12 protein-coding genes are annotated in these 11,365 nt (G+C 59.9%); 7 read left to right on the top strand and 5 right to left on the bottom strand.

What is annotated here, in order from left to right; genetic code table 11:
• Window positions 1–134: 134 nt before the first annotated feature.
• The 3 genes from OIN59_RS09790 to OIN59_RS09800 all read left to right on the top strand — a co-directional run bounded on the left by OIN59_RS09790 (window position 135) and on the right by OIN59_RS09800 (window position 1,396).
• A complete protein-coding gene (locus tag OIN59_RS09790) occupies window positions 135–674 on the top strand; it encodes an SHOCT domain-containing protein (protein WP_274109667.1) in 540 nt (179 codons plus the stop codon).
• A gap of 10 nt (window positions 675–684) precedes the next feature.
• Window positions 685–846 carry a hypothetical protein gene (locus OIN59_RS09795; protein ID WP_274109670.1) on the top strand — a complete coding sequence of 54 codons (162 nt, stop codon included), beginning with the start codon at window positions 685–687 and terminating at the stop codon, window positions 844–846.
• A 157-nt stretch (window positions 847–1,003) separates the two neighbouring features.
• Window positions 1,004–1,396 carry a hypothetical protein gene (locus tag OIN59_RS09800; protein WP_274109672.1) on the top strand — a complete coding sequence of 131 codons (393 nt, stop codon included), beginning with the start codon at window positions 1,004–1,006 and terminating at the stop codon, window positions 1,394–1,396.
• Window positions 1,397–2,327: 931 nt separating this feature from the next.
• Here OIN59_RS09800 and OIN59_RS09805 read toward each other — a convergent pair.
• The 5 genes from OIN59_RS09805 to OIN59_RS09825 all read right to left on the bottom strand — a co-directional run bounded on the left by OIN59_RS09805 (window position 2,328) and on the right by OIN59_RS09825 (window position 6,926).
• Window positions 2,328–3,353, bottom strand: a complete 1,026-nt coding sequence (locus tag OIN59_RS09805; protein WP_274109674.1) for a recombination directionality factor — start codon at window positions 3,351–3,353, stop codon at window positions 2,328–2,330.
• Between the two features lie 106 nt (window positions 3,354–3,459).
• Window positions 3,460–4,488: a YqaJ viral recombinase family nuclease gene (locus tag OIN59_RS09810; protein ID WP_274109676.1), complete on the bottom strand. Its 1,029-nt coding sequence runs from the start codon at window positions 4,486–4,488 to the stop codon at window positions 3,460–3,462.
• 140 nt (window positions 4,489–4,628) lie between these two features.
• Window positions 4,629–5,603 (bottom strand): DUF932 domain-containing protein, encoded by a 975-nt coding sequence (locus tag OIN59_RS09815; RefSeq protein ID WP_121506776.1) that lies wholly within the window; start codon window positions 5,601–5,603, stop codon window positions 4,629–4,631.
• A gap of 102 nt (window positions 5,604–5,705) precedes the next feature.
• On the bottom strand, window positions 5,706–6,038 hold the full coding sequence (locus OIN59_RS09820; RefSeq protein WP_274109681.1) for a hypothetical protein: 333 nt from the start codon (window positions 6,036–6,038) through the stop codon (window positions 5,706–5,708).
• Window positions 6,039–6,230: 192 nt separating this feature from the next.
• The gene (locus tag OIN59_RS09825; protein ID WP_274109683.1) at window positions 6,231–6,926 is read right to left on the bottom strand and encodes a DNA/RNA non-specific endonuclease; all 696 of its coding nucleotides are present in this window, start codon (window positions 6,924–6,926) and stop codon (window positions 6,231–6,233) included.
• A 198-nt stretch (window positions 6,927–7,124) separates the two neighbouring features.
• On the opposite strand from OIN59_RS09825, the gene OIN59_RS09830 reads away from it, so the two are divergent.
• From OIN59_RS09830 to OIN59_RS09845, 4 genes are all read left to right on the top strand, one after another.
• The gene (locus OIN59_RS09830) at window positions 7,125–7,694 is read left to right on the top strand and encodes a hypothetical protein (protein ID WP_274109685.1); all 570 of its coding nucleotides are present in this window, start codon (window positions 7,125–7,127) and stop codon (window positions 7,692–7,694) included.
• Between the two features lie 38 nt (window positions 7,695–7,732).
• Window positions 7,733–9,115 (top strand): IS701 family transposase, encoded by a 1,383-nt coding sequence (locus OIN59_RS09835; protein WP_274109687.1) that lies wholly within the window; start codon window positions 7,733–7,735, stop codon window positions 9,113–9,115.
• Between the two features lie 84 nt (window positions 9,116–9,199).
• Window positions 9,200–10,135, top strand: coding sequence for an IS5 family transposase (locus OIN59_RS09840; RefSeq protein ID WP_274109904.1), 936 nt, complete (start codon window positions 9,200–9,202; stop codon window positions 10,133–10,135).
• 254 nt (window positions 10,136–10,389) lie between these two features.
• Entirely contained in the window at window positions 10,390–11,361 is a 972-nt protein-coding gene (locus tag OIN59_RS09845) for a LysR family transcriptional regulator (protein WP_274109689.1), read from the top strand.
• The last annotated feature ends 4 nt before the right edge of the window (window positions 11,362–11,365 follow it).

Consider the following 11,365-nt stretch of genomic DNA (forward strand, 5'->3'; position numbering starts at 1 on the left):
TTTGCATCTACGGTGTTTGCTTCACATATGGGCCCAGCAAGTCAGAAAGAAGCAGCGCTTGGGAGGGGCTGAATGCGCTTCAGACACGCGGCTCCTGCATTGACAAAACGCAGCCTCGAACTGTGAGCCACGCAATGGAAGAAGAAATCCAAGAAATCCTCGCGACCTACCGGTCCAGCATCAACGACGACAAGATCTTTTTCTCTCCGCACATCCCTGCCAAGAAGCTGGCAAACGCCGTTTCCGAATTCGGTGGCAATGACGGTGCAGACGATGCACTGGCATTGATCGACAACACCGTCTTTGGCAATGCGAAGGATGGTCTGCTTCTGACCCGATCAGCCCTGCATGTGCACAACATCATGGAGACACCTTTCCACGTGCTGCTGAGCGACATCAAGGATGTCCAGTTTCAAGAGGGCTTGCTGGAAAGCGTGCTGAAGATCAACGGCACCTATGTCTTCAGGTCCAACGTGCCCAAGAAGTCCAATGCGGCGCTCTTCGCAGAGATGCTGACCGCCATCGTGGACACCGTAAAACGGCATGCGCCGAATGCTTCCCCTGCTCAACGCGCCAAAGAGTCGCTGCGGGAACTGAAAGAGCTCTTCGACGAAGGCCTCCTGACAGAGGCGGAATACACCCAAAAGCGCCAGGTCCTGGTGGCTCAAATCTGAAAGTCCCTCAATGAAAGTCCTGCTGCTGCTCTTGATCCCCCTTTACGTACTGCTATGGCTGATCTGTTTTGGCCACTGCGTCGTTCAAAAGAAGCCCATTGGCTTCTTGATCCTGATCTTCTCGAACCCGTTTGCCCCCCTGGTGTACTACGTGTTCTACCTGCGGAAATAGCCACCCTGCGTGCGCGAATTACCAAAGCCCTGGCGGCGTGCGCCAGCGTGACATGCCGCAACCCAATCCCCGTACCCAGATGACCTGTGCCGGAGCCCCCGGCACAGGTCATCACCTCAACCAACCAAACGCCAACATGCAACCCAACAACACCAGGATGCCCAAACCCACTGCCGCCATCGTTGCTCTGTCACTGGCATGCGGCTTGACGGCCTGCGGCAGCAACCACTTGACCTGCAATGACGAAGAGGCCAAAAAAGAAGTCCTTGAAGTCATCCACTCGCACATCGACAACGTCGGTGGATTCGACTCCAGGATCAAGCCCCACCTCGGCAAGCGCTACCTGTCCAATGTCTCCACCACCGAGTCCGACAAGGAGCTCGGCAGGTATTCGTGCACTGCCACGTACAACTACGAATTCAAGAACAAGACCCGGACGGTGCAAATCTCGTACGCTTTGAAGTACCTGGAGGATCAGAAAAAATCTCAAGCCTCCGCGAGTATCCAGCCCGTCAAGATGGATTACCTGATTGCCGATGCGGGCGGCTGAGGCGCTGCAAGTTCGAAAAGAAAAAGACCACCCCCAGCAAAGGCCAGGGGCGGTCATGCAGACGATGGTTCTCTTGGGTCATCAAGCCCGTCATCCCGGGCTCGGCCTGAGCATCAGCACTCGCACCACCTCCACTGCAGTCCAACCGCCATAGAGGCTGCGCAACTGCCAGTGGTTGCTTGTCTCGGGTGAGGTGGTATCCAAGGACGCAGCCGGATCCAACCGCGTCCCATAGCCACACCCCCAGACTGTCTCTACCTCCTGGGGCACCAACAACACAGAACGGGGTTGGAATCCCTCTCCAAAGTTTGCCGAAGCTCCCCTGGCTCTCGGGTCTTCCAATCCCTCCAGTCCAGCAACGACGCGCCATTGCCAGCCGTCGTCACCTTGGGTTGCCGGGCGTGCCCGTCGCCAAGCCACAAGCAGGACGCCGCCCTCACGACGGCATTGGTCCATCGCATCAAGATCCAGCTCCGCACATTCCTGCACAGAGATAGCTGGGCGAAACGAATCTGTCGGTGGCGGCAATGGCAGTAGCAGGCGACGAGCCCACTCTTCCATTCGGACGTCCAATGCCGTCCTTGGGTCTTGCGTGGCTTCGCGCTGATTTGGTACGTCAGCCTTCGTAACAACGCGGATCAGCGCACCGGCTATCCGGGCCAGACGACACACCCTTGGTCGCCACCGGGCCGGTGAGACCTCTGGGCGCAACAGACATGCCGCCTGCCACAGCGCCGTCCACAGAGAGCGGTGATCTCCGGGCGGTTCTTCCACAGGGCATTCCAGGGGCAAGCGGTGCAAAGGGGCGGCGGTTGCCGCACCCTGCGCCAGCGCCCACGCCATGACCATCGGCTCCGTTTCCCAGCACAGTCCCGCCGTGTACACCTGCACCAACGGTGCAGATCGACCGGCGCGCAGCCTCTCTGCTTTGTCAGCCGCTGCCATGGCCCACCCCCGTATCCACAACCGATCCAGAGCGAGGCGCGCCGATGGGCACCATGCCCTGAGCCTTCAGCCGTTCCCCCAGCTTGTGGCCGAGATTGCGCTGGGGTCCAGACGGCCTCTGTCGTGTGCTCTGCGGCTGCGATGGCCCGTACCCGGCATCTTGAGGGGCCTGGTCCAGTCCGTCTCCAGAGCTCCCTTCCGCGTCCGGATAAAACTCCTCAACCACCGCAGCACCGTCCTCTTCGGACTCCTCAAACTCCCCCAGCGCAAACCCAGCCCTGGCCGCGTCATCCATCGCCGCCTGGTCCATCCCTGCCGCCTTGCGAGCTTCCCATTCGGTCCGGGCATTCTGGATGGCCTGCGCCAGCGTGGTCTCCCCCCTGAGCGTCAGATCCACGTAGTAGATCGGCGTGCGGTGTGACAGCGTGGTGGACTTCCCGCGCAAACGCAGCTCCAGTGGCAGGGTAGACAGCATTCCACTCGACACCGCATGAAAATACCGCAGCCGTGCCGCGAGCGTCCGAATGCTGTTGAACCCGGTGGTGCGCAGCACAAAGCTGCCCAGTTCATCACTCCCCGCTCCCTCCACGTCGATGCGTACATTCAGGCGTCCATAGGGCTTGCAGTTGCCGCCTTCGGCCAATGGACAGGATTGAGGTGACGGGCATGCAAAGCTCTGCATCCCGGACAGCGTGGCCCGCTTGCAGGTCTCCCCGTTGCCCACACACAGGGGCCGTCCGGTGGCGCGGTCGAACATCGTGTAGTTCGCCCGCAGGCTGAGATGAGGATCGTCAAACAGCAGCCGCACCGGAATGCTTCGAAGCTTGGCGTTCTTGTCCTTGCGCAACTGTTCATCGACCGGATGGTTCACCCAGCCATCGCGGTTCTGTACCTGGCTGGTGATGGTGAATTCGTCATCCTTCTCCGGCAACCGCTTGCCGTTCTTCTCCACGACTTTGCCAATCGATATCCGGCCAATGACCGGGGGTGTCAATGCCAAACCTTTCAGCATGGTGATTCCTTTCGAGACAAAAAGAAGCGGACCCGCACCGATGTGGTGGAGGTCCGCTGTGAGTGGTTGATGGGTATGGGAGGGCTCTAGTGCCTGCCTCGCCCGACTACTGCTGCACCAGAAACCGCCGACTGCCTGGCTTGGTGAGTGAATAGGCCTGCGCCAGTTCGGGCCGATCTTTGAGCAACTGCGCGGTGTCCAGTGCCGTTCCGTCCTTGCTGCGTTTCCAGGACACTTCCCCAGTCTCGAATACCGCCCGTGTGGCTTCGCCCATTCGCTGCTGGATGCGTTGCTTGAGTTGAGCTTCCAGTGCGGTCTGGGTGGTGATGACCTCCCGCACCGCCAGCAGGTCAGAGAACACGGCTGACATCTCCAGGTCGCTGGAGAGATCCAGCGTGGTGCCACTGTCACGGGGATAGAGACAACGCAGAGCCAGGTCCGCAGAGTCCGAGCCATCGGCTGGGGGCTCCTGGTCCCGCTCCACATAGCCCCAGAACTGCTGCTCCAACTGGATCAGCTGGGCGATCATCTCGGCGTCCCGTTCGATCCGGAACACCTGCAGTTCCTGCCCACCCATGAGCACGGCCACATCGGCAGCCTGTTTGCCGGTCACGGCCAGCTGGTGCATGACCTGCAACTGCACATACTCGGGTACGCCATCGCGCCACAGCCTGGCTCCGTTGATCCCCGCCGTCTTGCATTCAAGGATCTGGACATCCGGGGCACCCATGACCTCCCGGTCGAGGTTTGCCAGCATCCAGGGATGTTCAGGGTGCTGCAGCACCGCATTGACGCGCCGAACTCTGTTGCCCGTGCGCCGGGTGTAGTGCGCAGCCACGATGGGTTCGAGCAGCGTGCCCCAGTACATCGGGCTCTGGTCGTCATTGGGATCGACCACGGGCAGACCGGCATTGCGCCCGGTCTTCTCCATCCACAGTTGGAGCTGGGACTTGTAGGGATGCAGGCCCACCGCAGCGGCGGCATCGGAACTGCCAATGCCCCCCTTGCGAACTTGCAGCCAATCGTCGCGCTTGAGAGTGTTCGTCTTGACCAGCTTCAAAGCGGGTCGGGCCTTGGGGATTGCCGAGGAAGACGGCGCAGAAACGGAATCCGTATGAACAGAGGGTTGAGACATGGTGACTCCTTGGATGTAGAAACTCCGCACAACAAAAAGCCCCGGTCCCATTCAAGGGCCGGGGCTTTGCTGCGGAAGGGGTGGAAAGAATGGAAGGAAGGCTCTTTTGCTTCGGCGCTTTGAACCGTTGAACCTGGCATTCACGATGCCAACTGCAGCGCCTGCTCCAGCGCCCGCTGCTTGAGGGCTGCGCCCTGGCCGAACCAGGCACTGTCGAGCCGGTATTCCTGGCTACGCGCGCGCCGCTCGTGGTCCACGAACTCGGTAACGGCGCACAGCAGGCCCCAGGCTGTGCCCTTGGCGGCCTGCAGTTCTGCACCACGGCCCTGACCTTCGTACATCGCCTGCACCTTCTTGAGGGCACGCTCGTTCGTGAGGCCCATGGCCTGATCGGCATGGGCATCCGTCTGGCACAGCACCTTGAGGAAGTAGTTCATGGACTCGTGGCTCTTGACCTTGCGCTCCGAGAGCGTCTTCATGCGGTACATGAAGCTGTCCCATTGGGAGACTGCAATACCCAATTGCTTCTTCACTGCCTGGGCATCAAAGGTTGTGCTGTGGGGCACCTTGATGGCACTGGTGGCGCCACTGAGGGCAATGGACAGGGTGTTGTTGCAGACCACCCGGATGGTGGTGGGCGTGGCAGTGGTGGCCAGGCTGCCGTCGCAGGAGGTGGCCAGCAGCAGGTAGCCGTTGACCACATCGTTGCCTTTGAGGGCCGAGGTCTTCCCTGTGCGGGCCAGTGCCCAGAACTTGCGTCCGGCCTTGAGAACACCGGCGGTTTCTAGTTCGTAGCCCGAAACCTCCGTGAGATCCCGGTAGAACTCCAGCACCTCCTTGGGCTGGACCACCTGGTAGCGTCCCGACACCACGGACAAGGGGGCCTTGGTATCGCTGCGGTACAGCACCTTCTGGTCGGGAAACTCCATGGCTTCGCCGTAGAGGTTGGAGCTGTCGTCGGTAGCCAGGTAGCGCACGGGCGTCTCCCGGATATGCCATTGCATGCCAGCGGCCTGTGCCCAGACGTCGATGGGTTGTTTCTTGGGCAGGGCATTGCCCAGTTGGTGCCAGGGAGTCTGGCCGACATGGGCCATGGTTTCGATGAGGTGGGACATGAGAGGGCTTTCTTAATGAAGATGGACAGAGACAGAGAGGGATAGAGAGAGGAATGAAGGAAAGCGCAGCGGCCTCCAGCAGAGGCAGCGGGGGAAACGGGATCAGGAACGAGAGGTGCCGGTAAACACAGCCCCGCAGTCCTGGCATTCGCAGTTGCCGAGGTAGTGCTCGTCAACTACATCGCCCAAGCGGCTGCCTGCGACGGAGCCCGCAGTCGCGCCGAGCAGTCCACCCAGCAGAGCGCCAGCGATGCCTCCGAGGGCGATACCAACGGGGCCACCAACCGCCCCGAAGGAAGCGCCGACCTGGGCACCAGACCAGGTGCTGGCAGCGCCGCTCGCCGCTCCGGCGACACCTCCGAGGGTTCTTCCGGTATCGCGACCGACCTGGCGGGTGGTCACGTGGGTGGATTTGCAGATGGGACAAACAGTCATGGAAGGCTCCTTGCGATGGACGCAAAAAAGCCCGGGGCACACGAACGTGCACCGGGCTTGTGGGTGGGGTGAAGTCAGACCAACGAGGGGCTGGTCAGGGTGAGGTTACCTGGATGGCAATAGGTATATGTGGAACTGAAGGGAATTCAAATGCAGCTGGATACAGCTCGGGGCTGCTTGCAGAGCTGATGGTCAGTGCTGGAATGCGTTTCTTGGGAGAAACTCCACGCCTGTGCGGCTCACGAGCTCCTGATAGCTGATCAGACGCCCAACCGTCTCACCTTCTCGGTTTTGCCGCCAATGTGCCCAGGCCCGTTGGGTGGTGGCGTCGTACACCAGCTTGTAAAGGTAAGTTGGCACCTTCACTCCGTTGGCGCCAATGCGCGGCCCCGCATCTGTGAACACCGGCCCAGTGATCACAAACACATCCCCCTTGGCACGTTTCACGTAGTGCCGTGTGTCCTGTTCGATCTTGCTCCAGGCGCCACTGTTGTGCTGGGCAATCTGGGGAACCATGTTGGCCAGACTGAAACTTTGGGCAATGGCGGTCGGTGTATGCATGTCTCCGGCAGGCGCCATGTGACCTCGGCTGTAGCCAGAGTTCTTGTAATCCTCCAGTTCGGCACGCTCAGCACTGGGTAAGCGAGCATCTGCAAAGAACCGTTTGGCCTGCTTCTCATCCGCATCTTCGATGAGCCTGCGGTTCAAGCGCTGGGCCACATAGACGGGCGTCTTGGTCACGCCTGAGTGCAGCACCGCAAAGGCCTCGTAGCAAAGCTCTCGAAACTGGGCCCGGGTTGCAATCGCGGGTGGTGTGGCGTTGGCAAAGAACTGTGGGCACTTTGAGAGGGAGGTGGGCTCGGGAGTAAGCAATGTTCCAGCGATCAAACGATTTCTGTCTGAAGTGAAGGACGGGCGCGTTCCACAAACGCTCTGGACTTATGAGGAAGTCGGGCACACGCAACAAGCGAAGAAGGAGCTGATTGCAACTGTCGATTTTCCCAACTCGGATGTGGTGTTCGACACACCCAAGCCGACTCGCTTGCTTCGTCGCATCTTGCAACAAGCCCTGACGGAAATGATCTTGTGTTGGACTTCTTCGCAGGAACGGGCAGCACGATGGATGCTGTGTATCAACAGGATGCCGAGGATGGGGGCAAACGGCGCTGCATTCTTGTCCAGCTGCCAAAGCCCTTAGCGGGCGGAGAAGTAGCAGGCTGGACCTCCATTGCCGACATTACACGGGCACGACTTGTTGGGGCAGGAAAGCGGCATCGATCTGCAGTCCCGATGTTTTCGGGAGACGTTGGCTTTCGTACATTCAAGCTCGACACCTCCAACATTCGCGCCTGGAATCCGAACGCTTCAGACCTCGCAGGCTCTTTGCTAGCCAACTTGGAACATATCGAGGAAGGCCGGTCCGAAAGCGATGTGCTGTACGAAATACTCATCAAGTTGGGGCTCGATCTGTGCGTCCCTGCCGACTTGCGAGAGATTGCATGCAAGCCCGCTCACAGCATTGGCGGTGGCACGCTCATGGCATGCCTGCATGAACACATTTCAGTGACCGACGCGGAGCCTTTGGCCTTGGTCATTGCGTTGCTGCGTAAAGGATATGGCACAGTAGGACTAATCTTACTGTGTCATAAAAAGTAATGCATGATATGCCCACCTGTCCCTGTGAATGGGGTGCGATGGACATATCCAAAGAATTTGATCGCTACATGGTTCATCTGGCCGAAGGGCTTGGCCATGCCGACCGTCAAGCAGGGTTGGCTGGGTATTGCACCGGCCTGATGCTGCCCCTGTCGCGCAAGAGCGTCGAGCCCATGGCCGCCCGCGTCGATCCGCTGCGAGCCAGCGCCCGGCACCAAGCCCTGCATCACTTTGTTGCCAAGGCCCAATGGAGCGACCAGCAACTGCTCAATCGCGTGGCGCAGTGGGTGGTGCCGCATATGGACTTCAGTGCTGGCGGCTGGTGGATCGTCGATGACACAGGCTTTCCCAAGAAAGGAGTGCACTCGGTAGGCGTGACACGCCAATACTGCGGGGTGCTGGGCAAGCAGGACAACTGCCAAGTGGCTGTCAGCGTCTCGCTGGCCTGCGAACAAGGCAGCCTGCCGGTGGCCTGGCAGCTGTACTTGCCCCGCAACTGGGCCGAAGACACCGAGCGCAGACTCAAGGCCGGGATTCCCGAAGACATCGAGTTTGCGACCAAGCCTCACATTGCCCTGCAACAGCTACGGGGTCTGCTCTCTGAAGGAGCACCCAGGCACTGCGTGTTGGCCGACGCCGGCTACGGGATCGACTACGCGTTTCGTCAGGGGCTGACCGATCTGGGCTTGTCCTACGTGGTCGGGATCACCTCGGCCGTGGTGGTCTGGCCACCCGGAGTGGAGCCCCTGCCGCCGAAGCCCTACAGCGGCATGGGCCGTCCACCGGTGATGCCACGGCGCACCGCTAAGAGACAGCCTGTGAGCGTCAAGGTATTGGCGCAGTCCTTGCCGGACAGCGCATTCCAGAACATCAGTTGGCGCGAAGGCACAAACGGGCGCCTGACGGGTCGCTTTGCGGCGCTGCGGGTACGCTGCGCCGGGGGCAACGTCGGCAAGGCGCGTCTTCTGCCCCAGCAGTGGCTGCTCATCGAGTGGCCCGCAGATCAGGCCGAGCCCGAGAAGTACTACCTGTCCACGCTGCCCGAAACCACGGCACTGAACGACCTGGTATGCGCCGCGCACATGCGCTGGCGCATCGAGCGCGATTACCAGGATCTCAAGCAGGACCTGGGGCTGGGCCACTATGAGGGACGGGGTTGGCGGGGCTTTCACCATCACGCCAGCCTGAGCATCGCCGCTTACGGTTTCCTGATGGAGCAGCGGCTGAAAGCCGGCAGCGATGCAGGAGGTAAAAAAAACTTCGTCAAACGCCAAGTGCCTGCCGTTTCCCCGGATTACATCCCTCGGGCAAGCCCAGCGCGCGCAGCGTCACGTGCCGGACTCGATCAGGACGCTGCGCCTTCAGTTGAGCGTCGCACTCGCAGGCGCCCTGGGACATTGCCCGCATTGCGCCGCCATTAGCGCTCGACTACGTTTGTGACACAGTAGATCTAAGGCAATGCTGATTAAGGTCCACCGTTGTTGCTTCTCAAACGTTACCTGCACATGAAGCTGCAGACCCTGGCCATGGCCGCAGATCAAGACAGCGGATTCGAGCAACCGCGCAAGCCCAGCCGACGCGAAGAGTTCTTGCAAACCATGGATGCCATCGTACCGTGGGCCGCGCTCTGCCAGGTGATAGAGCCGCACCACCCCAAAGCAGGCAATGGCCGCCCCCCCATTGGCTTGGAGCGCATGCTGCGCATCCATTTCCTTCAGCACTGGTTCAACCTGGCCGATCTGGCGTGCGAAGAGGCTCTATATGACAGTGCCAGTCTGCGCCGCTTTGCGGGCATTGACCTGGGCCGCGAAAGCGTGCCCGATGCCACTACGCTGCTGAAGTTTCGCAAGCTGCTCCATGAGCACAAACTGGGTGAAGCCCTGTTTGCCAAGGTAGGCCAGCAACTGCAGGAGCGCGGCTTCAAGGTCAACACCGGCACCATCGTGGATGCCACCATCATCGCAGCGCCCAGTTCCACCAAGAACGCCGACAAGGCGCGCGACCCCGACATGTACCAAACGCGCAAAGGCCAGCAATGGTATTTCGGCATGAAGCTGCACATTGGCGTGGACAGTCAAAGCGGACTGGCGCACAGCGCCGTGGTGACTGCGGCCAACGTGCACGACAAACACCTGCTACCCGATTTGTTGCATGGCAACGAACAGCGCGTGTACAGCGACTCGGCCTACGCCAGCCAGAAACCTCTGATCCGGGGCAAGGCGCCCCAAGCCAAAGACTTCACCAACCAGCGCCCACGCAGGTGCGGGGTGGTCGATGAAACGCAGCGGTCCAAGAACCGCAACAAGTCCCGCATCCGCGCTCGCGTAGAGCATGTATTCGGGGTGGTCAAGCGGTTGTGGGGCTTTGGCAAGGTGCGCTATCGCGGGATGCACAAGAACGCCACACGTGCGTTCACGGCCTTGGCGCTGGCCAACATCTAACTTGCCCGAGAGCGCTTGCTGGGACAGGTGCGCCCGTAAGAGGGCCTGAAGGGACCTCAAGGGCCCCCAAACCCGGCCCTGTGGGGCAAATCTCGGCTTTTTTCGCACCATTTGGTATCCAAATGGTTTATTCGATGGATTGGCGCTACTTGATCAGCATTGCCCTAAGCTGCAGGTGTCCTGCATGTTACCCACCCGATCTCGCCCCAAAATACTGGTTAACTTAGTTTGAGTCCTCATTCACAAAGCAGGCCATGGAAAATCCCGTCAGCACGCTGCGCAGCGTCAACATGAACCTGCTTCCCATTTTGGCCGAGTTGTTGCGTTCGGCCAATGTAACAAGGGCGGCTGGCCGGCTAAATCTCACCCAATCCACGGTCAGCGGCTCGCTGCGCCAACTGCGGGAAATTTTCGGCGATGAGCTGTTAGTGCAGCGTGGCAGGGAAATGTTGCTCACCGAAAGGGCCAGACGGTTGGTACCGGACGTTGAGCGCATCATGGAACTTTCCGGTCGCCTGTTCCAAAGCGAACAGTTTGATCCACTGACGGCAGCGACGCGTTTTCGTATCGCCACGGCCGACTATGTTTCGGCACTTGTCACTTCGAGGCTTGGACCTGCCATGCAGGACCAAGCGCCCAATGTCACGCTTACGCTCACACCCACGCCAGGCACATCCGCCAAGGAATTGCAATTGGGATCCCTCGACCTGATCATCTGCCCCAATCTTCCATCCAATTGGCAAGCCTGCGGCATCGGTCGTAGCGACGACGATTTCCGGCATGAGATTTTCATGCAGGATGACTTGGTGGCAATCCAGTGGCGCAGCCATCCAAGCGGCGGCAAGGCGTTGAATCAGAAAGAATACCTTGAACGGCCGCATGCCATGTACTGCCGTACAGATGGACATGACACCATCGAGCAGGAAACACTGACCCGCCTAGGCCTGCGACAACGCACCCAGTTCCAGGTGCCTTATTTCACGCTGCTACCCCAATTGGTTGTTGGCACTGACATCATCGGCTTGGTGCCGCGATCCCTTGCGCTGCATTACGTGCAGATTTTTGAGATTGATATATTCAATCCCCCTTTCGAATTGCCAACCATGGATTTGGTGATGATCTGGGCAAGTAGTAGAGACGCTTTTCCCGACCTGACCTGGTTGCGGCAAATGGTGCGCAAAGCATCTTCTGACGCCGTTGCAGCAACGTATTCAAACCACTGCTGATACG

The sequence above is a fragment of the Acidovorax benzenivorans genome (genome assembly GCF_028680575.1).
In the GTDB taxonomy this organism is placed as follows: Bacteria; Pseudomonadota; Gammaproteobacteria; order Burkholderiales; family Burkholderiaceae_C; genus Acidovorax; species Acidovorax benzenivorans.

What these genes read in the sequence shown, in the direction of transcription:
- OIN59_RS09790 (WP_274109667.1), top strand. Translation starts at nt 135, where the DNA reads ATGGAAGAAGAAATCCAAGAAATCCTCGCGACCTACCGGTCCAGCATC.
- OIN59_RS09795 (WP_274109670.1), top strand. Translation starts at nt 685, where the DNA reads ATGAAAGTCCTGCTGCTGCTCTTGATCCCCCTTTACGTACTGCTATGG.
- OIN59_RS09800 (WP_274109672.1), top strand. Translation starts at nt 1,004, where the DNA reads ATGCCCAAACCCACTGCCGCCATCGTTGCTCTGTCACTGGCATGCGGC.
- OIN59_RS09805 (WP_274109674.1), bottom strand. Translation starts at nt 3,353, where the DNA reads ATGCTGAAAGGTTTGGCATTGACACCCCCGGTCATTGGCCGGATATCG.
- OIN59_RS09810 (WP_274109676.1), bottom strand. Translation starts at nt 4,488, where the DNA reads ATGTCTCAACCCTCTGTTCATACGGATTCCGTTTCTGCGCCGTCTTCC.
- OIN59_RS09815 (WP_121506776.1), bottom strand. Translation starts at nt 5,603, where the DNA reads ATGTCCCACCTCATCGAAACCATGGCCCATGTCGGCCAGACTCCCTGG.
- OIN59_RS09820 (WP_274109681.1), bottom strand. Translation starts at nt 6,038, where the DNA reads ATGACTGTTTGTCCCATCTGCAAATCCACCCACGTGACCACCCGCCAG.
- OIN59_RS09835 (WP_274109687.1), top strand. Translation starts at nt 7,733, where the DNA reads ATGGACATATCCAAAGAATTTGATCGCTACATGGTTCATCTGGCCGAA.
- OIN59_RS09840 (WP_274109904.1), top strand. Translation starts at nt 9,200, where the DNA reads ATGAAGCTGCAGACCCTGGCCATGGCCGCAGATCAAGACAGCGGATTC.
- OIN59_RS09845 (WP_274109689.1), top strand. Translation starts at nt 10,390, where the DNA reads ATGGAAAATCCCGTCAGCACGCTGCGCAGCGTCAACATGAACCTGCTT.